Below are 26,335 nucleotides of genomic sequence, written 5' to 3'. Positions count from 1 at the left end.
TTAGCCTGAGTCGTCTTTTGCCTCAGCCTTTGGGGGGAAAAGTCTTGTTTTTTTATTTTTAACGGTAGTTAGGGCAATTCTATTTCGTTTGTGAACAAGATTTTGTTTTAATGAACCGCAGAGGGCGCAGAGAACACAGAGAAAGAGAATTAAGAGAAGAGAGAATGAGAGAATTTGACAATTTTGGCATCGATTGTTATACAGGCAGGTAAGATGCAGAGAGAAATGGTTTTGAATTCACTAGCGGTTACTAATTATTAATTTTCAATTACGTTATGCAGCAAATAGAACTTTATCGCGGCAGTCTTCTCGGTTTAGCAGTTGGCGATGCTTTGGGAACAACTTTAGAGTTCTGTCGCCCCGGAAGATTTACACCTATTAACGATATGGTTGGCGGCGGCCCGTTTCGACTGCAACCGGGCGAGTGGACGGACGATACTTCGATGGCGCTTTGTTTGGCTGAAAGTTTGATTGAGAAACAAGGTTTCGATCCTGTCCATCAGTTAGAAACTTATGTGCGGTGGTGGCGAGAGGGACATTTGAGCAGCACTGGTGCGTGTTTTGATATTGGCAATACGGTGCGACAAGCACTTTGGCAGTTTAAAAATACAGGAAAACCTTTCTGTGGTTCTACCGATGCTGGGACTGCTGGAAATGGTTCGATTATGCGCTTGGCTCCCGTGCCTTTGTTTTATGCTACAAATCCTTTAGAAGTAATAGAAAAATCTGCCGAAAGTTCGAGAACTACTCACGGTGCTGCTACTTGTGTGGATGCTTGCCGCTATTTTGGTGCTTTAATTGCGGGCGCTGTGAATGGAGTTGCTAAAGATGTGTTGCTTTCGGAAAGATATTGTCCGATTTCTGGATCTTGGGCAGCAAATCCGCTGGTGGCAGAGATTGATGAGATTGCGGCGGGTTCTTTTAAGCGGCGACAACCTCCTGAAATCAAAGGTACTGGTTATGTTGTCAAGTCTTTGGAGGCGGCACTTTGGGCATTTTACAACAGTTCTTCTTTTGCTGAAGGCTGTTTGTTGGCTGTGAATTTGGGCGACGACGCGGATACAACTGGTGCGGTTTACGGACAATTGGCGGGGGCTTTTTACGGGGAGGAGGGAATACCGGAAAAATGGATCTCGCAATTGGCGTATCTCCCTTTAATTGCATCTTTCGCCGATCGACTCTTGACTTTATCTCGATCGATCTGAATGTTTACCACAGTTTTCCACTGCATGACAACAGAGTAATCGGTCATCGGTAATTGTCAACCGCTAAACTGCGACTAATGACTCCTGAGTAATAACTGCAAAACTTCTTGACTTTTGCAGCAAGTTGTGTTTAGCAGATTTACTCTCCATATCTCTAAAAAAAAAAGATTTATTTACAAATCTTAATTTTTGATTAAATTTAGTATTATAATCTTGGTAACTTCCAACTAAGTATTTATTCTCACTATCATGATAGCGGATCAATTTCCTTGGCTGACCGCAATAGTCATCCTACCCCTCCTAGCTTCCCTCGCCATCCCTTTTCTGCCGGATACAGACGGCAAAACCGTCCGCTGGTATGCGCTAGGCGTAGGTATTGCAGATTTTGTATTAATGTGCTGGGTGTTTTGGACACATTACGATCCGAGTATCTCTAGTTTCCAAATCGTAGAACAATATTCCTGGATACCTTCTTTAGGCCTCAACTGGTCTGTTTCCGTTGACGGACTGTCAGTTCCGCTGGTACTGTTGGCGGGATTGGTGACGACGCTATCTATTTTTGCTGCATGGGAAGTCGATCGCAAGCCACGACTCTTTTACTTCTTGATGCTGGTGATGTACTCCGCACAAATAGGAGTGTTCGTCGCCCAAGACATACTGTTACTCTTCATTGTCTGGGAACTAGAACTAATTCCCGTGTACCTGCTAATCTCGATTTGGGGCGGACAAAACCGCCGCTACGCAGCTACCAAATTCTTGATTTACACCGCGGGCGCTTCCATCTTTATTTTAATAGCTGCCTTAGCAATGGCATTCTACGGCGGAGGCACCCCCACCTTCGACATGGTAGAACTAGGCTTGAAGGACTACCCACTGGGTTTAGAATTACTGCTTTATGCGGGATTGTTAATTGCCTTCGGCGTGAAACTGGCAATTTTCCCTTTCCACACTTGGCTACCTGATGCCCACGGCGAAGCATCTTCTCCCGTATCGATGATTCTGGCCGGTGTATTGCTGAAAATGGGCGGATACGGACTGATTCGGCTGAATTTGGAACTTCTCCCCAAAGCACACGTTTACTTTGCACCGATTATGGCCGTGCTCGGCGTGGTCAATATTATCTACGGCGCGCTGAATTCCTTCGGCCAAACTAACATGAAGCGCCGCTTAGCGAATTCGTCGATTTCTCACATGGGATTCGTGTTGTTGGGTATTGCTTCTTTCACGGATTTGGGAATCAACGGGGCGCTGTTGCAAATGATTTCCCACGGTTTAATCGCCTCAGTATTGTTTTTCCTGGCTGGCGTTACTTACGATCGCACCCATACAATGATCATGGACGAGATGGGCGAGATTGGGAAAGTCATGCCGAAAGTGTTTGCCTTGTTTACCGCAGGCGCGATGGCATCCTTGGCACTCCCCGGAATGAGCGGTTTTGCTAGCGAATTGTCAGTGTTTGTGGGCGTCGCCACTAGCGATATGTACAGCGGTTCTTTCCGCGCGGTGACTGTGTTCCTGGCGGCAGTTGGACTGATTTTGACGCCGATTTATTTGCTCTCGATGCTGCGACAGTTATTTTACAATTGTGGGACACTAGCGGCTTGCGACCTTGAGGATCTAAATTTGCAGAATCAGAGAAACAATCTGGATGAAGCGGTTTGTTTTGGTAATAGTTGCGTTTTGCCTGGTGATGCACCGTTTATTGATGCTAAACCTCGGGAAGTGGCGATCGCATTTTGCTTTTTGATACCGATTGTCGGCATTGGTTTTTATCCCAACATGGCGATGCAAGTCTACGACGCGAAGACTGTGGCAGTGAACGCCACAGTCCGGCAATCTTATATCCAAATCGCTCAAGACAATCCTCAGATTTATGCGAAGGGATTTTTGGTTCCCAGAATTGCCCAAGCTCAAAAAGCGCCGACTTTGGGCAAAATTATCGGGTCTGAATCTGCATCGGTTTTTGGAATTGTCAAATAATTTTATCGAATTCTGTTTGTGTTGAAAATTGGGCGATCGCTTTTGTCAAAGGGCGATCGCTTTTTTGTTAAGACTGAAGTTCCGAAATAATTGCCGCCAGATTCTCCCTAGCATATCCCACCTCAATAACCGATTTATCCTCCAGATCGGAGGCAACTTTATTCAAGATATTGAGCGGTTCTTCAGCTCCTGTAGTCTTCAAAAACAACACTTGCAACCGATTTTTTACTAATTCTAAAAGAGAGCTGCTTCGAGCCTCTTTCCCTCCTTTTCCTTTAGCAATATTGACGCTCAAATTGTGAGTTTTCAACAGCCCCATTCTGTCTATTCCTTGCGTCTTAACCGTCTCCAAAACCTCTGCTCGAATCTGCTCCACTAATCGGTCGCTCACATATTGCACGATCAAAGGCTGAAGCATAAAAACAGTTTCCCCGCCCTCACTGATTTTGTCAATCAACGAGCGACGACCCAGAGAATCGAGCTTTTTTAGCAAATCTGAAAGCGATGAATTGACCAACATCTGCTCTCGTAAAGTCGCCAGGGAAATCTGGCTTGGAGCAATAGCAATCCAGTAAGCAATCTCTTGTTCAGAACTAGACATTCGATCGAACTGCTGCGCTAGCAAATTACTGATATGTTCTTCAATAAATAAGGCTGTCGCTTCTAAAAACTTTAAAACGTTCCCCTCGAAAAATTCGTGAATCGTTATCGCCACAATCTTCAACGCTAACAGATTGCCTCCGTACCGAGATAACAAGATTTCCCACTCTCGATCGGAAGCAGATAAACCTTTTTCTTGGAAAATCTCCCGCGCAATTTCCTCGGAAATCGCAGGTTTTAAAGACCGCACTTTTTCTCCCCCCAACAAAGCCAGTTCCGTAGGTTCTTCCGAACTAACTAGCACTAAAGAGCTATTGTGATTGACTTCACAGAGCCGCACAATTAAATCTCGATATCCTTCGTAGCCTTCGCGGTAGTGTCCGGCTAATTCTTGGGGTCTGAGAACCGCTTCAAAATCATCTAAAATTACTAGACAGCGCTGCTTCCGTAGCTCCTCTACCAAGCGCGAAATTTTCCCGTTGAGGTCGATCCTCTTCGAGGGCTCCGCTAACGGCAGATCGGGTTTTTGTTGGTTAGAAAAAAGTTCAATTAAGTTACTTAGGAAGTCGGATGGTGCTGGTGTCGATCGCAGCGATCGCCAAATCACAAAATCAAACTCATTCTGTACCTGTTTTGCCAACTGCACCGACAGAGTTGTTTTGCCGCTACCAGCCAAACCCAGCAGCGCTACCAGGCGACAATTATCTGATAAAATCCACTGCTTTAAAGTAGTTAATTCTTCAGTCCGTCCGTAAAAAACCGAAACATCCGGTGCTTGACCCCAATCTTGCTGTCGGCCCCCGGCCGCCAGGTTGAATAGAGATCCTTTACCTCGACTAAAATCGCTCGTTCCCTGGTCGGTGTGGTATGAAAACAGCAACTGATGCCTCAATTCCGAAAGCTTTCCAGGGCCGTTCCCCCCGATCTGAAACTTTTTGTAAACTTCGCCGAGTCTTTTGCGAACGGCGATGTCGCTAATGCCAAGCTTGGTTGCAATTGTCGCCGTAGATTGACCGTCAAGAGCCATAAAGACTGTTTCTAACTCGGCATCTGTGACTGCGCGCTGTTTGGCGATCGTTTGCACAAAGTTTTGAGGAATCGGAGTAGTCAAGGTAAGAATCTCGCCTATACTAAAAAAATCTATCTTCTATTATATTATGTGAGTTCTCGCGGGCGAGCAATTGAATCGAACCTGCAAACGTTCAGCTTGCTTTTTGCTGTTTGGGCAGTTTTAGATATTTATACTCAATTATCGATTGTGATACCAGTTTCAACAAAGAATGCAACTGTAGGCCCGCGATCCAAACCCATACATAATCAGTGATTCGCAATTCTTCAATTTTTTAATTCTTTAATTTAAAAGGGTAGGAGTAACCGGGAATCGATCGGCATTAATTGTTGCTGCGATCGTACCCGTAGAACCTATTGTCGGGTGGGTGGAGGCGCGGCGATTAATCTGTAGAACCAAACTATAAATCTAACCGCGCCACCACCCACCGCGAACCAACAACCGGGTAAATTCACAATTCATGAAAGCAGCGCTTTATCAGTCAAAAACCTTCGCACTAGCGCGGTATTCTTCCGTCGAAACCAGCCGCCAACTCCCATCGCCCAAAAGTTCCAAAACCTGGTGGTGATATTTCACTAAACTCAATCGGTGGCCGACACTCACAAACGTAGTTTTAGTGGCTTGCAACTGCTCGTATAAATGTTGCTCGTTCTTCAAATCCAAAGCACTTGTCGCCTCATCCAAAATAGCATATGGCGGTTCCGTCAACAACAATCTAGCAAAAGCTAAACGCTGCTGTTCTCCCAGCGACAAAATCTCAGCCCAATCTAAATCCGCATCAAAACCGCCCAATCTGTCCGGCAAATCTGCTAAGTTTACTGATGCCAAAACGCGGCGCAATTTTTCCTCATCAATCTCGCTGCTGGTGTTGGGATAGATAAGTTGCGATCGCAAACTACCCAAAATCATATAAGGACGCTGCGGCAAAAACAGCATTTTTCCGAGTTCCGGCCGCGCCAAACGACCCGTTCCCGAGTCCCACAAACCCGCAATTGCTCGCAGCAAAGAACTCTTCCCAGCACCGCTTTGACCGACAATTAACAGTCCTTCCCCTGGCGACACCGCTACCGACAAATCCCTAATCAAAGTCTTTTGCTGCTTCGGAGTATCTAAAGTAACGTGTTCCAATGTCAACTGAGAACTTATAACTGTATCGATTGTTCTGAAGTCTAGTTGTACAGCACTTTTTTCATTTCTTAGAGACTCATTAAACGTGGCTAAACGATTAATGCCCGCTGCAAATAAACTCAAGCTTTCAATCCTATATACAACCAAAGAAAATGCTTCTGAAACCTGACGGAAAGCAAATTCAGCTTGAGTAATATCGCCGTATCTGATCTCACCTGCAAAGTAGATAGAAGCCAGGAATAAAGAGGGTATAATATAAGTTGCATATCTATAGCCAACTCTAAAATATCCCAGATTCCGCTGCCAACCAATTAGCAAATTAAAGTTCCGAACAGCTTGTAAAAATCGGTGTTTTACCTGAGCAGATTCCTGTGCTTCTCCCCGGTAAAAAGCAATTGATTCTGCATTGTCCCGAATGTGAACCAATCCATAGCGAAAGTCAGCCTCTTTGGAGAGCTGATTGAAGTTCAAAAATATCAACCTTTTGCCAAAAATTATCATGACTGTCGTGCCAAAGACAGCATAAATAATTAGTCCGATCGAAAGACCTTTGGAAATAGACCACAGAATGCCTGTAAAAGAAATAATATCGATAACTGCTCCCAACATCAGGAGCAAAAAATCTAAACTCGTGCTAGTGAATGATTTGATATCTTCAGCAATCCGCTGGTCGGGATTGTCGATTTCCTTTTGAGAATTGATTTCGTAATAAGCGCGGTTTTGAAAATAACTACCCAGGAAACTATCAGTCATCCACTCTCGCCAGTACAATCCCAGTTTATCTTGGGTATACCCGTAAATAACAACTATCGGGGTACCGATAATAAAAACTCCAGCATAAACCCACATAAACCGCCAAAAAGTAATCTGATCTTTTTCAGCCAGCGCTGTCGTGAAAAAATTACTAATATAGCTAATGACTACGTTAATTCCGCTAACAGACAGCGACAAAAATAGCAGCAGAGCTAACATTATCCACTGCTTCCAGCGCGGTATCAACTTGCTTCTGAAAAAGACAAAAGCAGCCAGCGGGAGTATTAGCATTAAACCAACGATCGCAATTGTCGGTGAGTAGATAATTCCTTTGATCAAAGTAGCTAAGCCAGCCGCAACCCCGTTAAAAGCCTCTGGAAAAAAGGCTTGAGCAGCCAAACTGACAACACTGACAGCCACAAACATCGCAGCGAACAGAAATAGCAACAACAGCGCCACTAATCCTAAAAAGATTCTGCCGCCCCCAGGCTCTAAAGGATAAAAGTAAGGCTGAGCGATCGCAATAAATCTCTGCCACAACTGACGGTCAAATCGATTCATCTTTGCTTTTTACAGAACTACTTCGACTTTTCTAACATATCAAGTTTTATTACCCATTGTGGCAGTAATTTATTCAAGAGTTCAGGTAAAAAAATGGCATTACCGAAAGACTGATATAGCCTGAGTCTTTCGGTAGTCGGGTCTGAAGGCACTTATGCCCAAGACAATAAAACCAAAAGTTTTAACAATTAAGAACGTTTTCATCGTCAGACCCGTTGCTATATTTGCAGAGAAATTAGGTCAGGAGATAAAAAAGTTGGGACGTTAGTTGTGTAGCAAATCTCAAATCTCAAATCTATCTAGCTGGAAGAAGTCGCGCTGTCGCCGGCTAACTCCGACTGCGATTGGCTGCTGTAAAACCGCTGGCTCATCCCTAAAATTACTTGTTTCATTACCCAATACAAAACAGCAATTACTACAAAAGTTACAGCCATTACTAAAACCGGACGCTTGCCAATCAAATCGTTCATTACGGTGTTAACCAGCGCATCGGGGTTAGTCAGAATGTCCCAACTGTTGAAGCGTATAAATCGCCCTAAATAAATCCCGATCGCCGAAAGTGCGTGTATAGTTATCTCCGTTGCCAGGATAAATTTACTCCAACCCTGTTGCTTCAAATAGTAACCCAAATTCATCACCGACAGCACGTAAGCCCCAAACCCGAGCAGCATAAACACCAGATACTGCGGGATCAAAGCTAGAGCCACAGTCCACGCCGAGTACCCCTCTTTAATCTGCTCGATCAGGTGAATGATATCAGTTAAAACGTAGGGCGCATTGGGCAAAAAGGCGATCGACGCCAAAAAACCGCCCCACCAGCGGAGAGAGCGAACTCCGCGCTGCCGCAGTACCCAGATGTCTAAAGCCATCAGTGCCAGCGTAATCACGATCGCCCCCAAAACGTAAGTTTTGCCCACATCTTGCACAATGTGCTTCAGATAGGCCAAAACGTGGCGCGTGCTGGGCAAAAAAGTAGCGCCCAGGAGAAAGGCCGTACCCCACAGCAGCCAGCGCGATCGGGGTTTGCGGAACAGCAAAAAACTCAGGCCCAGCGGTACTAAAGCCAAAAACAAATTCCAAGACATCCAGCGGACATTGTGTCCCATTGCTTCCAGCGCTTCCAGGATTAATCCCATCATGTCAATTTTTATACAATTAAAGGTTTGATGCAGCTTCAATCTATCTTAGTCGTTAACTTGTAGGGTGCGTCAGCTTATGACTCCACGCCCGCGCCTGAAAATCAAGAACTGCTGACGCACCCTAGCACTGTCGAGTCAATCTAAAATCTAAAATCTAAAATCTAAAATCGACTGACGCACCCTAGCACTGTCGAGTCAATCTAAAATCTAAAATCTAAAATCTAAAATCGACTGACGCACCCTACCACTGTGGAGTCAATCTAAAATCTAAAATCTAAAATCTAAAATCGACTGACGCACCCTAGCACTGTGGAGTCAATCTAAAATCTAAAATCTAAAATCTAAAATCGACTGACGCACGCTACTACTTATACACTTTGTCGATCGGAATCTGAATCCTAAAAGTCGTTCCGCATCCTATGGACGAAATACACTCTATCTTGCCATTGTGCTTTTCCACCACAATCGAGTGCGCGATAGACATTCCTAAACCCGTTCCTTTTCCCACAGCTTTTGTAGTAAAAAACGGGTTAAAAATGCGATCGACTATCGCCTCGGGAATGCCCGTACCGTTGTCCGAAATTTCCACGATCGCAGTCTTCTGGGCCGTTACACCAGTGAAAATAACAATCCGGCCGTTCTCGATCTGCGATGGTGGAACCGATAACTTTTGATATCGTTCTTCAATAGCATCAATTCCATTAGCAATAATATTCATAAACACCTGATTCAGTTGGCTCGGATAGCACTCTACCGGCGGCAGTTTCCCGAACTCCTTAATTATTTCAATTTCCGGGCGGCTGTCCCGACTCTTCAAGCGGTGCTGCAAAATTAACAAAGTGCTTTCAATTCCCGCGTGAATATCGACCGGCTTCATTGCCGATTCGTCCAGCCGCGAGAAATTCCTGAGGGACAAAACAATTTGCCGGATGCGCTCGGTTCCTACCTGCATAGAACCCACGAGTTTTCTTAAATCCTCAGCCATGAAATCCAAATCTATCTCTTGAATGCGATCGACAATTTTTGAATTTGGTTCGGGATACTCCTGTTCGTAAAGAGTCACCAGATCGAGCAACTCTTTTGTATACTGGTTGAGATAATCAATGTTAGCGTGAATGAAGTTAACGGGATTATTAATTTCGTGAGCGATGCCGGCAACTAATTGCCCCAAAGAAGACATTTTTTCAGTTTGAATGAGCTGAGTTTGAGTAGATTGCAATTCTAGCAGCGCTGACTCTAAATCTCGAGCTTTTTCTCTTTCTCGTCCCTCGCTTTGTCGCAGTGCTTCCTCTGCTTGCTTGCGAGTCGTAATATCCTGGGAAACTCCAATTATTACCTTAGCCTGACCGTCAGCATTCCTGCTAAAAATACTATCCCGACTTTGCAGCCACATAATTTGACCGTCTGCTGCCCGTATCCGGTACTCAATTTCCCTAGTTTCGCCATCTTCAATTCCTGCAAAGCTCGCGTGATGTTTCACAATTTTATGGAAATCTTCAGGGTGTATTAACTGAGGCATGAGTGACGAATCCATCGCTGTAATTTCGTCGTTGGTATAGCCCAAAAGCGCGAACATTGAAGTATTAGTGTAGATATTTCGCTGTTCTTCCAAGTCGTAGAGATACAAAATACCGGGAGTAGCATCGGCTACTTTTTTAATGAACTGCTGGCTTTCTTGCAAAGCTAATTCAGCTTGTTTGCGATGGGTAACATCAATGGTGATGCCGTCCCAAAGAATATCGCCGTTTTCTTTAGCTTCAGGACGCGAATTTGTCTGAAACCAGCGAACCTCGCCCGAAGGCAGCACCAGCCGTCCTTCCCAGTGCCAAGGTTGCAAAGTTTGCGCTGAAATAGCAATAGATTCGTAGTAATTTTGGCGCTCGTCGGGATGAACCAAATCTGTTAGCAAAGCCGAATTTTGCAGAACAGCTTCTGGTTCTAACTCAAACATTTCTAGGGAAGCAGGACTCATGTAAGGGAAACTAACAGAGCCATCTGCACGCAACAAACATTGATAAATGATTCCCGGCAAATTAGCAGACAGCTTTTGGAATCTTGCCTCACTTTCCCGCAGTGCTTCCTCTGCTTGTTTTCGCTCCGTAATGTCAGTAATTGAACCAACCATGCGGACTGCTTTTCCAGATGCGTCCCACAAAGCTTGTCCCCGACTGAGTATCCATTTGTAGGCGCTGTTATAGCACCAGCAGCGGTATTCGGTGATGTAATGCGGCGTTTTCTTGTTTAAATGGTCTTGGAGAGCTTGCATTACTAAGGCTAAATCCTCGGGATGCGTGCCCCTTTTCCATTCGTCCAAGTAATCTAGAATTGAGCTGTTTTCGTATCCGGTGATTTCCTTAAATCGCTCGGACAAGAACACTTCCCCTGTTTGCAAGTTCCAGTCCCAAATTCCGTCATTGTTGCCTTTGAGTGCTAACTGCCAGCGTTCTTCAGTTTGCATCAATTGAGCAGTTCTCTGTTTGACTCTATTTTCTAGCTCTTGATTGAGTTGTTTGAGACTTTCTTCTGCCTGTTTGCGTTCGATCGCAATTCCTGATAAATTAATAATCGCTTCTATCAATTGCAACTCAATTTTTTGGGGGTAGCGCGGTTGGGGATAATACATTCCAAAAGTTCCCAAAACTTGACCCTGAGATGAGAAAATAGGAGTAGAAAAGCAAGCTCTCAGTCCAAAACTCAAGGCTAAATCTCGAAAATTTTTCCACAAAGGATCGCTGGCAATATCTGTAACGATTACCTGTTGGCGACTAAAGGCAGCAGTGCCGCAGGAACCGACATCCGGGCCGATGGCTATGCCATGAATAGCAGCATTGTAGCTGTCGGGCAAACTGGGCGCGGCTCCGTGAAGTAAATGTTTGCCATCGGGAGCTATAAGTAATATCGAACCCATGACATCTCTAGATTGCTGCTCGATAATTTTAACTAAAGTATTTAAAGTCTCGCCAAGAGTTGCGCCCTTAGCAATCATTTCTAAAATTTGTTTCTGACCGGTTAACCAATTTTCAGCTTGCTTGCGCTCTGTAATGTCGCGGGCTATCCAAATAAAAGTGTTTTCCTGCATAGGAGAAATGTTAGCGACAAACCAAACTTCTTGGTGGTCAATTTGCAGGCTGTATTCTATGGAATGGGTTTGTTTTGTATCGGCGGTAAGTTGAATTTGACTGAGGAAAAAATCGGCTGTTTCTGGTGGCAGGATATCGTGCAGAGTTTTGTTTATAAGTTCCGCCGACGGTTTGTATAAAAGTTCGGGATTTGTGGGAGCAATTTTCAGATAACGGCCCTCAATATCAATGACAAAAATTACGTCGTTCATGGCAGCGAACAAAGCTCGAAGTTCCGATTCCGAAGCTTGAAGGGCGATTTCAGCTTGTTTGCGATCGCTAATATCCGTCCCGATACAAAGCAGTCCTGCCAAATTTCCATTCGCATCTAGTAAAGGTTTATTTGTCCACGCTATCCACACCCTTTCTCCATTGCTGCGGATGTTTTCCTTTTCGTGTTGGAAGTATTTTTCCGGCTGTGCCAAAAAATCTCGAATCATTGCCGCGAGGTCACTCTCGGAGAAATCTGTTTTCGGTATAATTGTGCCGATCGCACTTTTGCCGATGATTTCTGCTTCTGAATACCCGAAAAAAGCTTCACCAAACTCGTTAAAAAAAGTAATCTTGCCTTCACTGTCTAACTGCACAATAATGCTGTTAGCATTCTCAACAAGTTGTCGGTACTTAGCTTCGCTTGAACGCAGTTTCGCACGGCTGTACACCCAGCTAAAAACCCCCACCCCGCTCAAAAGTGCCAGCAAGTCGCCTCCAAAGAGCAGCCACCCCCGAAACGGCGAATTCGCAGGCCATCCTCCTGCCGGAATTGCTGCCAACTGCCAGGAACCGTTGGGCAAAGTCACTTCCAGCACCACGGGATTGTCCTGAAAAATTGACTCGTCACCGAAAAATACTGCGCCGGATGCTCCCCTCCCGTCTTTGCCCCGCAAAGCGTATTGCAGCTTCGCTGAGGAGTCGTTGAGTCCCGCTTCCTCAATTAGGGAGTTTTTGTCGAGGATCAGGCCTGTCAAGCCCCAGTAAACTCCTGTTTCGGGCTCGGCGCCGGAGGGTGTGAGAAAAATCGGCGATCGGCTGATAAACGTCTCGTCCCCCTCCAATAATTTCACGGGCCCGGCCAGCAAAGTTTTTCTGGTGTTGATGACATCTTCGACCATTTCCCGCTGTTCGGGTAGCGCCGTCAAGTCAACGCCGATCGCCGATTCATTTCCGTCCCGCGGATAAATGTAAGCGACCGTCGTGCCTTTAACTAAAGTTATGGCGCGAATGCCCGGTTGCTGTGCCATCAGAATTCTCGCCGTCGCTGCAAACTCGGCTTCGGTGATATTTGGGTTGTTGGAAAGGTAAGCCCCCAAACCCCGCATCAAAAACAGCCGGGAATTCAAAGAGCTTTCCAGCTTAGAACGGACTGTGCTGAGCCGATCGAGGGTGCTAGCGCGGTTGTACTGACAAAACCGCTGTTGTTCCGATCGATCTAAAATACCAACTCCGATCAAAATGGCTACTGATGCCGAAATTGCTGCTAAATAGGGTAAAATTTGAAATTTTTTAATCTTAAAGTATTCCATCTGCCGGCGGTTAAGGTAGATCTTTACGTCTTTAGATAGATTTAGTTTAGTTCCATTTTTATAGGCAGATGCAAGATTTCCGGGATACCGGGCTTTTCGCAAGCCGGCGCGAGTTTTTTTTGTTCTAGGACGCCCGCCGAACGCCGGCGATCTGTAAACCTCTAATCCTCAATTCTATAGACAAAGTTTTAAATATCAAATCGACTGACCGAAAGTAATGTGGTCATAAGTCCCCGGATTCATTCCTTAGCAGACTCAGGACGGGATCGATCTAAAATCTAAAATCTAAAATCTAAAATCTAAAATCGACTGACTCGCCATTTATCGGGTAGGGTGCGCGCTGCCGTACCACAGCGGTGGGGGAGCGCGTACCCGAAAGACGGGAATTATTAGCTAAAATATAGTTAGCAATAATTTTTTTCAGCGCTACGCCGAATCATTCATAGGGGCAATTTGATGCAAGAACAGTTGATGGAAGCGATCGCACCTTACCGCGATCGCGTGGATTATCTGGAAGTTCGCCTCGAACAAAGCGAGTCAACTGCGATTAGTTTTCGCGGCCCTCAGTTAGATGCTGTCAACCGCAGTTTCAGTCTCGCCGGCGGCATCCGCGCCTGTCACAAAGGCGGCTGGAGTTTTGTAACTTTTAACGGTTTAGCTGAGTTAAAAGATCGCATTGAAGAAGCTGTAGTGCAGTCTCGTTTGGTTGGTAGCGAAAAAACTCTACTAGCAGATGTCACCCCGATTCAAGATTATGTAGCGGTGGAATTGGGTCGCGATCCGCGCTCTATTACTCTAGCCGAAAAGCGAAAATTGCTCGAATCTTACAACCAGTTGCTGTTAGATTACGACCCGCGAATTCAGACGACAATGGCTGGTTACAGCGACAGATTCGGGATTACTTATTTTGTGAATTCTCAAGGCACTTGCATCGCTCAAGAGCGCTTGGACGTGACGGGGCGTTTCGGGGCGATCGCCCGCGGCGAGGGCGGTGTCGTCCGCCAAGGGTTTGAGTCGATTCACTCGCGATCGGATTACGATGTCTTGACAAATATTGAAGATCGTGTTAAGAGTGCTGCCGTTCGAGCAGTGGGCCAACTAGAGGCAAAGTCGGTGAAAGGCGGCCAGTATCCGGTGATTTTAGACCCTTATTTGTCGGGGGTTTTTATTCACGAAGCTTTCGGGCATTTGTCGGAAGCAGACGGCATTTACGAAAACCCGAAAATGCAGGAATTGTTGACTTTGGGCAAGCCGGTGGCGATCGAACAATTGAATGTAATTGACGACGCAACTGTGCCGGGATTGCCGGGAACTTTGAAATACGACGACGAAGGCGTGCCGGCTCAGTGCAAGCATTTAATTAAAAATGGAGTTTTAACGACTCGAATGCACAATCGCGAGACTGCGGGCAAAATGGGCGAAAGTCCGACAGGAAATGCCCGGGCTTTGAGTGCTACTTTTATGCCTTTGGTGCGGATGACTAATACTGCGATCGAGTCTGGCGAACATTCTTTTGACGAAATGGTTGCCGACATTGACGAAGGAGTGTATGCAGTGCGGATGTTGGGAGGACAAACCAACGGCGAAATGTTTACCTTTGCAGCGGCTCAAGGGTTTATGATTCGCGACGGCAAATTGGCTGAACCTGTTAGCGATGTCACTTTAAGTGGCAATGTATTTCAGACGTTAAAAGATATTGAGTCGATAGGAAACGACTCGGTTTATGCCTACGGCGGTTGCGGTAAAGGCGGCCAGAGCGGTTTACCCGTAAGCGTCGGCGGCCCCCATTTGCGGATTAAAAATGTCGTCGTCGGAGGAAGATAATCATTAGTGATTAGTCATTAATTATTAGTTCAAAACTTACGCAACTGGCACATGGTGAAGGCGTGTTCGCGCCCTCACGCCTCGCCTTAACCAGTCCGGAAAACTGACAAGTTGACCCACGACTCAAAATCTACTTTCGAGGGCTTCAGCTAGGTCGTTTGGTGTTTGGGAGACTTCATAAATTACACAGAAATTGGGAAAGTGCGATCGCGATCTAGATTCTACCAAGCTTTACCCTGATTTTTTGTTGAATTCTCCTTAAGTGGCCTCCCTCTTTACCTGAGCGCGTTGCCTAATGGGAATCTCAATCACAAATTCTGCACCCCTATCTGCTGGCTGCGATAAACATCTCAAATCTCCGCCGTGCTTATCCACCACAATCTGATAGCTAATAGATAATCCCAAACCAGTTCCTTGACCCACAGGTTTAGTTGTGAAGAAAGGACTAAACAGATGCGTTCTTACCTCACTTGTTATCCCCAGCCCATTGTCTTTAACACTGATTCTTACCCAATCGTCATTCAGCATAGAAGTACGAATTGTAATCGTACTAGGATCTTTTTTTATTTGCTCCAGGCTGCGTTTTTTGTCATAGTAATTCAAGCCATCAATGGCATTGCTCAGCAAATTCATAAATACCTGATTCAACTGAGAGGCATAACATTCTATTTTTGGCAAATCTCCGTATTCTTGAATAATTTGAATAGGTGGATAATCCGGCTTAGGCTTGAGCCGACTCTGCAAAATGACTATAGTGCTGTCGATGCCATCGTGAATATTAACGGGTTTCATCTCAGCTTCGTCAAGCCGCGAGAAGTTCCGCAACGTCAGCACAATCTGACGGATACGTTCAGCCCCTATTTTCATCGAAGATAGCATTTTCGGCAGATCTTCTCGGATAAATTCTAGCTCTATGTTTTTAATTAAAACTTCGATTTCAGGGTGATTGTGGGCACCGTGCTGCTCGTAAAGGTTTATTAAACCCAATAGCTGCTGAGTATACTCATTGACATAAGTTAAATTGCCATAGATAAAATTAACGGGATTATTAATTTCGTGGGCAATACCTGCAATGAGTTGTCCTAAGCTAGACATTTTCTCAGTCTGAATAAGCTGAGCTTGGGTGCGCTGTAAATTTTGGAGTGCAATTTCTAGTTGAATAGCTTTTTCTCGCTCTCGCGCTTCCGATTGCTGCAATTTCTCCTCTCTTTCTTGGCGGGAGCGCTCGTTTTCCTTTAGCTGTTGTACGTGGGACAATGTTTTGTTAATTGTAATTTCTAAATCCTGAAAATTTATAGGCTTAGTCAAAAAATCAAAGGCTCCGGCGTTCATCGCCTTTCTAATATTTCCTAAGTCGCCATAAGCCGATATAACTATTGTTTTGACTAGGGAAGCTATCTGATTAAGTTTCCCTAACAAAACGATCCCATCCATAACTGGCATATTAATGTCAGTCAGCACAATGTCTATATCCGGTTGTTCTTGTAACTTTGCCAGCGCTTCTACGCCATTATACGCAAAAAAAACCTGGTATTCTTCCGCACGGATCTTTTTTCTAAATTTCTGGGAAATTAGAGATTCTAAATCTGGCTCGTCATCCACAAACAGTATTTTTGCTGACATATTGCGATATTTTTCGGTCGGATGCGACATTTTTTGCCCCTTGCATTGATTAACTTATCCGAGTAATATTTATATACTTTAAGTTCTATTATATATTATTATTGCAAGAGTCATGAAAAGGCTGATTTCTACAATGGCAAACCTAAGGGCTGTAATAGGCTCTGAGTTTGGTAGAGGGCGATTGATTAGATAAGGTCGAATTCAGCCTTAGTTTGTGTGATTGGAATTTCTATCCAGAACTCCGCTCCCTCCCCCATCTCTGAAACACACTTCAATGTGCCGCCATGCTTTTCCACTATAATTTGGTAGCTGATATAGAGACCCAAACCAGTACCCTGACCTACAGGCTTAGTAGTAAAAAAAGGTTCATAAATACGGTCTTTCACGTCTGCGGTCATTCCCAGCCCATTGTCCCGAATTTGAATGACGACACGGGAACTTTCCTCTAGCAGAACAGTGCGAATACTAATGGCGCTCTGGAGAGCCGAGTTCTCATCTAGTGACCGTTGTTTATTGTACTCATTCAAAGCATCAATCGCATTAGAAAGAATGTTAATAAACACCTGATTTAGTTCTCCAGCATAGCATTCTACCAAAGGCAGATGGCTGTACTCCTCAAACACTTGAATCTCTGGACGCGTTCTCGTTGTTTGAAGTCGGTTATCCAAAATCAGCAGGCTGCTTTTGATCCCTTCGTGAATATCAACAGACTTTATGTTAGCTTCATCCAGCCTTGAGAAGTTACGCAAAGACAAAACAATCTTGTGAATGCGGTTAACACCACATTTCATCGAAGCCAGAGTTTGGGATAAATCTGCTATCATAAATTCTAAATCTATGGCTTTGATTTCAGCTTCAATCTCAGAAGTGGGTGGGTCGTACTGCTGCTGATAGAGATTTAGCAGGTGGGTTAGGTTGTGGATATAATCACTGACGTGGCTAATATTGCCATAGATAAAGCTAGCAGGGTTGTTAATTTCATGAGCAATTCCCGCAACCAGTTGACCCAAAGAAGACATTTTTGCGGTCTGAATTAGTTGAGCTTGGGTCTTTTTTAGCTCTTGCAGACCTTGTTGTAAATCCTGAGCTTGTTCTCTAGCGCGAGCTTCTGATTCCCGCAAGCGCTGGTTTTCTTTTAAGTGTTGCACGTCACGCAGCGTTTTGTTGATGGTAATCTTTAAATCCTCCAAATCTATCGGCTTGGTTAGAAAGTCAAAGGCACCTAAGTTCATGGCATTTCTGATATTTTCCATGTCGCTATAGGCTGATATAACTATTGTTTTCAGCGGTAGGTCTATTTGATTAAGTCTAGATAGTAAAGTCAGGCCATCCATTTCAGGCATATTAAGGTCGGTCAATACTATATCCAGATCCAGGTGTTCTTTCAATTTTTCCAGCGCTTCTAAACCATTACGAGCAAAAAAAATCTGCCATCCTTCCGTGCGGATATTTTTTCTAAATACCTGGGAAATTACATACTCTAAATTTTCTTCGTCATCTACAAACAGTATTTTTACTGACATATTAGTCTCTCAGTTGCTAGTAGGACCCTGAAGGCAGAAGGAGAGGATGGGAAGGTACCAATTACCAATTACCAATTACCAATTATGTTTTATTGTGAATTTACTCCAAATTGATTATTTTATTTTTCAGGCTCTCAAAATTAACAGGTTTAGTAATATAGTCATCAGCTCCATAAGCGATTGCGGTTTGGTAATTTCTTTCATCTCCATAAGCGGTAATCATAAAAACTTTTAGATCGGGAAACTTTTCTTTGATAATTCTGAGCAGTTCTATCCCATTCATTCCTGGCATATTAATATCAGACAAAATCAAAACAATCGACGCTTCTTTATTGTTTTCTAAGTAGTCTAATGCAGCCTCTGCTGACAGGGCAAAATAAAATTTAATTTGCCCTGATTTGATTTCTTTTCTAAATTTTTGAGTAAACAAAGACTGAATATCTTCCTCGTCGTCTACAACCATTACTTTCATTCTTTTACTCCTGAATTTCTGCTGTTTTTTTCGGCAATGTGATGATAAACTCTGTGTAATTTCCTACTTCTGTTTCGACTTTTAGTTCTCCGCGATGTTGCTGGACGACAACATCCTGACTGATAGAAAGACCTAGACCAGTACCTTCTGCCGGTGGCTTTGTCGTAAAAAATGGATTAAAAATTTTATCGAGGATCTCTGGCTTTATACCTGCGCCATTATCGCGAATGCGGATTTCAATCTGACCTTCCAGATTTCGAGTTTTCACGTCAAGTATAGGTGAAAATCCTGACCCCATTTCTTCTTGCTTTTTATGAGCTGCATAGCAAGCATTGCTAATAATGTTAAGAAAAACCCTACCTATGTCTTGTGGCACGACCTCTACTTGGCCAATGTCATTGTCATAGTCAGTTTCTATGGTAATGTTAAAATTAGCTTCCTTGGCTCGCATCCCGTGATAGGCTAGATTGATATATTCGGCCAATAAACTATTGATATCTGTGGCTTCCCAATGACCGCTTTGTCCTCTCGAATGCAACAGCATATTGCCAACGATTTTGTCGGCTCTTTGACCGTGTTGATTGATTTTTTTAAGATTAGCTGTGAGGTCGGTTAATAGCTCGGCAATATCCTCACTGGTTTCAGGATCTAAACGTTCTGCTTGATTTTCAATTTTTTCAAACAGTTCTTCGGTTAATTCAGCAGAAAGTTCTGAGAAATTGTTGACAAAATTTAAGGGATTTCTGATTTCGTGGGCAATCCCTGCTGTTAAACTGCCCAGAGAAGCTAGTTTTTCTTGGACAACAATCTGATTTTGCATAGCTCTGAGATTTACTTCTATCCGCTGGCGCTCTTCAATCTCATTTTGCAATTGCTCCACAGTATGGGTGAGTTCAGATGTACGCTCCTCAACTTTGATTTCTAGTTCCTCATTAGCTTTTTGCAGTGCTTCTTGGGCTTGCTTGCGATCGGTGATATCGCGGACGATCGCCACATATTCTTGCAGATCCTGATTGGTTGTCGAAGCATCTTGAGAGAATCGGTCGGAGATGGCAACTTCCAGGATGCGCGAGTCTCCATCGGGCAGCTTGAGATTTTGTTCGCTGCGACTGAGCCACTGCTCTGGCTGAGCCGCTAATCCAGGTAGTAATTTGTTCAGGTAAGACCCAATTAGCCCAGTAGCACCTATGCCGAAGACACTTTCGGCAGCGGGATTAGTCTGACGAATTACACCATTTTCATCCAGCACTACAATAGCATCTAGGGCAATTGTAAAAAGCTGTTCTGCTCCCTCTCTTGCTTCGTCCATTGAGATGACTTGGGGTAAGCTTGTCCAGCAGGCAACGGCCACCCCCACAAAAGCAACTGTCAGGAGTAGCACTACCAATAAATTCAAACCAACACTGGAATTAGCATATAATTTGAGGCAAAAAATCCAGCCGATCGCAACGGCGCTGACGATCAGCAAGATCAAAACTACAACCTGAGACGCTACAAAATCTGGGATTTTAACCTTGCTACTATTGCGGTAACGCTGAATCCACCACGACGGATGGAAGGGGGCAAAGGCAATGCGACTCATCCCTGCATCGACTGCTAAAACGGCAAGGGGAAAAAACAACCCAATGATAAAATCTTCCCAGCCCCAAGCCAAGCCTCCCACTACTAGAACCACCACATCTAGTACGAAGAAGGCTAGCGACCACCAAGGCCACCGAACTTCTGGCCTACCCCGTCGCAGCCATAGTGACAGATGGAACATCGTCAGGCAGACAACAAAGCCAACATTAGTAATCGCCACCAGCCGAGGTATATTTCCCCAAGCTAGACAGATTAAACTGAGAACCAAAACCAGGACGAGTCCAAATCCAAATACGCCCCGTCGGGATACAACTGCGAATGTTGGCGAAATATGTCCATCTACGGCAAGTTGGTATAACATCCGGGGGCAGTTGGAAACTATGGTGGCGCAACTCAGAAGACCGGTACCGACGACTAGAAAGGTGACCAGGGGGGGAACCCAGGGCCCCCATAATACCTGACAGGCCGCTAATACATTCAAGAATACGTCATCTTTCAGACCGGGGTCGGTGGCCAAGCGCATCAATACCCAGGAACCTCCTAAAATAATAGGCAGCATTGCCAGTGCGGAAATTTTGAGAAACTCCAAGGTTTTAGTAGGGTTGCGGCTATCGGCTACAAAACAGGCGGCTGAGTCACAGCAGTAGTAGATGTATGTACCAAAGTAAAACCACTTAGCCCAGTCGATAAAGGTGAATAGCGGCCAAGTGGTGGGGAAAAAGCCGGGACTGTCTGGGGAAAAAGCTAACCAAAACAGACCGTAAATAGAAAAAATTAATAATACGCCGACTGTCGGCAGCACAAAAAAGGCGTGGAGAATACTTAAGGCGCGAGTGCCGCTGAATGTCAAAATGAAGGGGAGAAGGGTGAAGCTAACAGCCAGTAAAGCTTCGGGACAGCTAACACCTAAACTATCAAGGTTGACTTTGATGAGTTGCGTGATGACGAGCGCAGAAATCGGAAGTGTTGCTAGCCAGCTTAAAAAGTATCCGATCGCTACATAGCTTCCCAGACCCGGATAATTTTTCAGCATTCGAGTGGTATAGTTGGGCGTTCCCCCAGCCATTTCTGGAAAATACTCCCCGATGCGTTTCACCTGTAGGTTGATCATCATGCCGATGATGATACCGGGCAACCAGACGAAAATGGCGTTAGGCCCAATCGCTGCTTGAATGGCTGGGGCGAGGGTAAACCAATTGGCCTGGCAGGTGAGACCAAAGCCCGATGTTTCGACGGCAGTCAGGGTTCGGGGGAGGCGCATGAGCGATCGGCTATTAAGATTTTCTCTTGGGAAAGGCTGAGTTGGTTCTGAGTGGTAGCCGTTTTCCGGCTGGTGTCGGATGCCTATCGCCATCAATTTTACCTATTATTTTTTGGATGTTGCAATCGCTACCCCGATATTCAGCTTTAGAGAGTTCAACTTTTTTTGTTAAGTATTTTTGCCACTCTTAAATTTTGGCAAAGCTGCCTTTCCCAGTCAACCATGAAAATCTATCTCAATCCCTCTTAAATATTACATTTTATTTCTGACTTCTGGCTTTTGCTAATTTCGCGTTCTTTTAGCCGAAGCCCTTAAGGGCTTCGGCTAAGTCGTTGGGTGTTTATGGACTTCCGGTATTACAAAGAAATTGGAAAAATGCGATCATCGCGAGCTAGATTTTACCAGGCTTTACCCTGATTTTTTGTTTAACTCCCCTTAACTCGCTTTCATCTCTACCCGATCGCTCTGCCTAGTGAGAATCTCGATCGCAAATTCTGTACCCCGATCTGGCTGCGATAAACACCTCAAATCTCCGCCGTGCTTATGCACAATCTGATAGCTGATGCAGCATCCCCAGCCAGTGCCTTCACCCACAGGTTTATTTGTAAAGAAAGGACTAAACAGTCGCTTTCTTACCTCGCTCGTCATCCCGATCCACGATCTTTAACACTGATTCTTACCCGAAATTTTGAACAATAACTGAATACCTTCCTCGTCGTCTACAACCATTACTCTCATTTTTTTACTCCTTGATTTCTGCTGTTTTTTTCGGCAATGTGATGATAAACTCTGTGTAATTTCCTACTTCTGTTTCTACTTTTAGTTCTCCGCGATGTTGCTGGACGACAACATCGTGACTGATAGAAAGACCTAGACCAGTACCTTCTGCTGGTGGCTTTGTCGTAAAAAATGGATTGAAAATTTTATCGAGTACCTCTGGCTTTATACCTGCGCCATTATCGCGAATGCGGATTTCAATCCGACCTTCCAGATTGCGAGTTTTCACGTCAAGTATAGGTGAAAATCCTGACCCCATTTCTTGTTGCTTTTTATGAGCTGCATAGCAAGCATTGCTAATAATGTTAAGAAACACCCTACCTATGTCTTGTGGCACGACCTCTACTTGGCCAATGTCATTGTCATAGTCGGTTTCTATGGTAATGTTAAAAGCTGTTTCTTTAGCTCGCATCCCGTGATAAGCTAGATTGATATATTCGGCCAATAAACTATTGATATCTGTGGCTTCCCAATGACCGCTTTGTCCTCTCGAATGCAACAGCATATTGCCCACGATTTTGTCAGCTCTTTGACCGTGTTGATGAATTTTTTTAAGATTTCCTTTGAGATCGGTTAACAGCTCGGTAATGTATTCATTTGTTTTTGGCTCTAACCGTTCTCCTTGATTTTCCAGTTCTTCAAACAGTTCTTCGGTTAATTCAGCAGAAAGTTCTGAGAAATTGTTGACAAAGTTTAAAGGGTTCCTGATTTCGTGGGCAATTCCGGCTGTTAAACTGCCCAGAGAAGCTAATTTTTCTTGGACAACAATCTGATTTTGCATAGCTCTGAGATTTACTTCTATCCGCTGGCGCTCTTCAATCTCATTTTGCAATTGCTCCACAGTATGGGTGAGTTCAGATGTACGCTCCTCAACTTTGATTTCTAGTTCCTCATTAGCTTTTTGCAGTGCTTCTTGGGCTTGCTTGCGATCGGTGATATCGCGGACGATCGCCACATATTCTTGCAGATCCTGATTGGTTGTCGAAGCATCTTGAGAGAATCGGTCGGAGATGGCAACTTCCAGGATGCGCGAGTCTCCATCGGGCAGCTTGAGATTTTGTTCGCTGCGACTGAGCCACTGCTCTGGCTGAGCCGCTAATCCAGGTAGAAATTTGTTGAGGTAAGACCCAATTAGCCTAGTAGAATCTATTCCGAAGACGCTTTCAGCAGCGGGATTAGTCTGGCGAATTACACCTTTTTCATCCAGCACTACGATCGCATCTAGGGCAATGGTAAATAGTTGTTCTGCTCCCTCCCGTGCTTCATCCATTGATACAACCTGAGGTAAACTCGTCCAGCAGGCGATCGCCACCGCCACAAAAGCAACTAACAAAAGCAGCGCCAGCAAAAGATTAGAACCAACACTAGAGTTAGCGTTTAATCTGATCCCAGAACTCCAACCGATCGCCACAGCGCTACAGACCAGTAAAATCAGGATTACCACTTGAAACGTTACAAAATCTGCGACCAGGCGATTGCTCTGCGTCCTGTAAAGTTTAATCCACCACTCCGCATGGAAGGGGGGAAAGTTTATGCGTCGCATCGCCCCATCCGCTGCCCACAAGACGATCGGACACAGTAGACCCAGGATGAAATCTTGCCACCCCCAAGCCAATCCGCCACAAACCAAAACAACCGTCTCTATCATAAAGAAGCCTAGAGACCACCACGGCCACAGAACCTCTGGCCGCTTTCTTTGCAGCCACAGTGCTAGATGGACTGCCATAATCGAGACCAGGTAACTAACACCTGCCACGACTACTATATGAGCTAAGTCCCCCCAAATTAGAAACAACAGGCTGACAAACAGCGTAGCCATCAGGGCCGGGCCAAAAACTCCCCGTCGAGACACCACAGCGAAGACGGGGGAAATTTTTCCGTCTACGGCAAGTTGATACAAAATGCGGGGACTGATGGACATGTAAGTTGTCGAAGAAAGCAGCCAGCCGGAGAAGACTAGGAATGTTACGAGCAGGGGAGCTGAATCGCCCCAGAAAGGTCGGGCTGCTACTATGAGACTTGAGAACGGATTGGCGGCGATCTCTGGAGTAATGGGCGATCGCATCACGATCCAGGAAACACCCATAAAGGTCAGAGGCATAAAACCCGTCGAGATTCTCAAAAACCGCAGCGTTTCCCCAGGACGGCGACTATCGGCGACAAATGAAGCAGCCGTTTCACAGGCATAAACTATAATCGTTGCAAAGAAGTACCATTTTACCCAGTCCAAAAAGCTGAGGCTCGGCACGGTGGTGGGAAAAAAGCCCGGACTGCTTGGAGAGAAGGCTAACCAGCCCAACCCTTGAACGGAAAAAGTAAATAAGAATCCAATAGCCGGGATGATGAAAAATAAATGCAGGATGCTCAACCCCCTAGTGCCGCTCCAAGCCACAATCAGGGGTAGCACTGTAAATCCAATTTGCAATAGGCGCTTCGGAAAAGTAATCCCCAATGGCTCCAGGTTGATGGCGATCGTGTCTGTGAGTAGGATGGCGTTAAACGCCCCACCACAAGCCCAGCCTATGTAATATCCCAGGGCTGCATAAAGTCCTATAGCCGGGTAGTTTTTTAGCAGTCGAGTGGTATAGTTCGGCGTTCCTCCGGCTACGTTTGGCCAATGCTCGCCTAAGCGTTTCATTTGCAAGTTCAGCATCATACCGACGAGCATTCCAGGCAACCAGACTAAAAGCGCCCCAGTTCCGAGAGCGCCTTGGAGCGTCGGCGCAATGCTCAGCCAACCGAGATGAGAAGTCAGGCCAAAGCCCCAAGTTTCTAAGGAACTGAGGGTTCGCTCCAAACGCATAGGCGATCGCCTATTCAGATTTTCTCTTGGGGAAGGCTGAGTTGGATCTGAGTGGTAGCCGTTTTCCGGCTGGTGTCGGATGTCTGTCGCCATCAGTTTTACCTATTATTTTTTGGATTTTGCAGTCGCCACCCCGATGTTCCGCTTTATAGAGTTCAACTTTTTTGTATTAAGTATTTTTGCTACTCTTAAATTTTGGCAAAGCGGCCTTTCCCAGTCAACCCCATGAACATCTATCTCAATCCATCTTTAATATTACCAGGACTTACGCAACTGCCACAGATCCGTGTACCGGCACCCTAAAATTAGACAATAAACATCTGAACATCGGAAATTTTTAGTCGATTAATTAAATAATTTGATAGCATCCCGTGTTTAATTTGATATATTGTTTGACGAATTTTATCGGCTAAACTTTTGAGCGCCAAACCCACACAAGTTCATGGTAAGCAATATGATTTATTGGAATTATAGCTTGACGGCACTGGCAATACTCTCTGCCGATTAGTTGCTTAATTCCCCTAGGAAATTGCTCAATTTTCCAACGAATAGCACACAGTTTTTGTACGTCCTTCGTGCTGGCTTGAGTTTGGTCGTTAGTCGCGACTGTCAACTTGTCAGTGCCCCGGATCGGTTAAGGTGAGGGCGTGCTCGCGCCCTCACCTTAACCAGTTGCGTAGTCCTGTAGTTATTAGTAGGGTGCGCTTCGGCGCACTTTACTACTACAGATAGTGTAAAAATAGAAGGAATGCAGCGTAAGTCCTGTTCTTCCTTCTTCCCTATTTCTTTTGACTTCATAACTTACGCAAAAAATGGTTCACTGCGCTATTTCTAGAGTCTCTGTGGACAGAAGCGCACCCTACAGATAAAGTTTAGGCGTCCAGGACTGTTCCCTCTTCCTTGTTTATTCTTCCTTCTCAATAAAAAACCCCGGTTTCTTGAAGAAACCGGGGTTTTTTCTACCAACTAACAGAGGAGTCAAAAGTTCACAGGTAGCGGTTGCCGGAATTCTGCATTTCTCGCACAACCCTCTAAACCAAACTACGGGCAAATTCTAGTTGCAGCTTCTTTAAAGCTGTCTCATTTCCTCTTCAAGCACCCGAACCAAATCTTGGTTTCCACTGGATCTTGCTACTTCTATGCGGTGCATCAGTTGCTTGTGAATGTTAGCGCGGTGGGTTTCTGCGACTTTTTTTACGTTTTGACGATTTGTGTTCATGGTGGACGTTCCTTATGTTAAATTTGGTGTACCTGCTACTTCTCTAATATAGCGCTAAATTTCAAAAAGTATCTAAATTTACAAAAAATTTACAGTTGTTGACCGATAGACCAAACTACTGTACAATATTGACCAGAAGTCAATAGCGATATCTTGACAATCCCAAAGAAGGCAA

The 26,335-nt window shown here is 44.9% G+C and carries 14 protein-coding genes; 3 read left to right on the top strand and 11 right to left on the bottom strand.

The features are described from left to right. The first annotated feature begins 275 nt into the window (after window positions 1-275). Both QUA13_RS15675 and QUA13_RS15670 read left to right on the top strand, forming a co-directional pair. Window positions 276-1,205 (top strand): ADP-ribosylglycohydrolase family protein, encoded by a 930-nt coding sequence (locus QUA13_RS15675; RefSeq protein WP_333199878.1) that lies wholly within the window; start codon window positions 276-278, stop codon window positions 1,203-1,205. 249 nt (window positions 1,206-1,454) lie between these two features. Then, window positions 1,455-3,185 carry an NAD(P)H-quinone oxidoreductase subunit 4 gene (locus tag QUA13_RS15670; RefSeq protein ID WP_333199876.1) on the top strand — a complete coding sequence of 577 codons (1,731 nt, stop codon included), beginning with the start codon at window positions 1,455-1,457 and terminating at the stop codon, window positions 3,183-3,185. A gap of 67 nt (window positions 3,186-3,252) precedes the next feature. On the opposite strand, the gene QUA13_RS15665 is transcribed toward QUA13_RS15670, so the two are convergent. The 4 genes from QUA13_RS15665 to QUA13_RS15650 form a co-directional block, all read right to left on the bottom strand. After that, entirely contained in the window at window positions 3,253-4,896 is a 1,644-nt protein-coding gene (locus QUA13_RS15665) for an NB-ARC domain-containing protein (RefSeq protein ID WP_333199874.1), read from the bottom strand. 435 nt (window positions 4,897-5,331) lie between these two features. Further along, window positions 5,332-7,296: an ABC transporter ATP-binding protein/permease gene (locus QUA13_RS15660; protein ID WP_333199872.1), complete on the bottom strand. Its 1,965-nt coding sequence runs from the start codon at window positions 7,294-7,296 to the stop codon at window positions 5,332-5,334. 299 nt (window positions 7,297-7,595) lie between these two features. Next, the gene (locus QUA13_RS15655; RefSeq protein WP_333199870.1) at window positions 7,596-8,435 is read right to left on the bottom strand and encodes a DUF1361 domain-containing protein; all 840 of its coding nucleotides are present in this window, start codon (window positions 8,433-8,435) and stop codon (window positions 7,596-7,598) included. A 364-nt stretch (window positions 8,436-8,799) separates the two neighbouring features. Beyond that, window positions 8,800-13,077, bottom strand: a complete 4,278-nt coding sequence (locus tag QUA13_RS15650) for a PAS domain S-box protein (RefSeq protein WP_333199868.1) — start codon at window positions 13,075-13,077, stop codon at window positions 8,800-8,802. A gap of 456 nt (window positions 13,078-13,533) precedes the next feature. Here QUA13_RS15650 and QUA13_RS15645 point away from each other — a divergent pair, with 456 nt between their 5' ends. After that, window positions 13,534-14,901 carry a TldD/PmbA family protein gene (locus QUA13_RS15645; protein WP_172190825.1) on the top strand — a complete coding sequence of 456 codons (1,368 nt, stop codon included), beginning with the start codon at window positions 13,534-13,536 and terminating at the stop codon, window positions 14,899-14,901. 258 nt (window positions 14,902-15,159) lie between these two features. Here QUA13_RS15645 and QUA13_RS15640 read toward each other — a convergent pair whose 3' ends face one another. The 7 genes from QUA13_RS15640 to pirA all read right to left on the bottom strand — a co-directional run bounded on the left by QUA13_RS15640 (window position 15,160) and on the right by pirA (window position 26,160). After that, window positions 15,160-16,524: a response regulator gene (locus QUA13_RS15640; RefSeq protein ID WP_333199903.1), complete on the bottom strand. Its 1,365-nt coding sequence runs from the start codon at window positions 16,522-16,524 to the stop codon at window positions 15,160-15,162. A 185-nt stretch (window positions 16,525-16,709) separates the two neighbouring features. Further along, entirely contained in the window at window positions 16,710-18,047 is a 1,338-nt protein-coding gene (locus QUA13_RS15635; protein WP_333199866.1) for a response regulator, read from the bottom strand. 100 nt (window positions 18,048-18,147) lie between these two features. Further along, window positions 18,148-18,519 (bottom strand): response regulator, encoded by a 372-nt coding sequence (locus tag QUA13_RS15630; RefSeq protein WP_333199864.1) that lies wholly within the window; start codon window positions 18,517-18,519, stop codon window positions 18,148-18,150. Between the two features lie 4 nt (window positions 18,520-18,523). Next, a complete protein-coding gene (locus QUA13_RS15625) occupies window positions 18,524-21,454 on the bottom strand; it encodes an ATP-binding protein (protein ID WP_333199862.1) in 2,931 nt (976 codons plus the stop codon). Between the two features lie 342 nt (window positions 21,455-21,796). Continuing rightward, on the bottom strand, window positions 21,797-21,955 hold the full coding sequence (locus QUA13_RS15620; protein ID WP_333199860.1) for a hypothetical protein: 159 nt from the start codon (window positions 21,953-21,955) through the stop codon (window positions 21,797-21,799). A gap of 148 nt (window positions 21,956-22,103) precedes the next feature. Continuing rightward, window positions 22,104-25,034: an ATP-binding protein gene (locus QUA13_RS15615; RefSeq protein WP_333199858.1), complete on the bottom strand. Its 2,931-nt coding sequence runs from the start codon at window positions 25,032-25,034 to the stop codon at window positions 22,104-22,106. 976 nt (window positions 25,035-26,010) lie between these two features. Beyond that, the gene (pirA, locus tag QUA13_RS15605) at window positions 26,011-26,160 is read right to left on the bottom strand and encodes an arginine synthesis PII-interacting regulator PirA (protein WP_172185012.1); all 150 of its coding nucleotides are present in this window, start codon (window positions 26,158-26,160) and stop codon (window positions 26,011-26,013) included. Between the last annotated feature and the right edge of the window lie 175 nt (window positions 26,161-26,335).

The sequence above is a fragment of the Microcoleus sp. S28C3 genome (genome assembly GCF_036700785.1).
GTDB classification, from domain to species: Bacteria; Cyanobacteriota; Cyanobacteriia; order Cyanobacteriales; family Microcoleaceae; genus Microcoleus; species Microcoleus asticus.
This window is presented reverse-complemented; position numbering and strand designations above follow the sequence as displayed.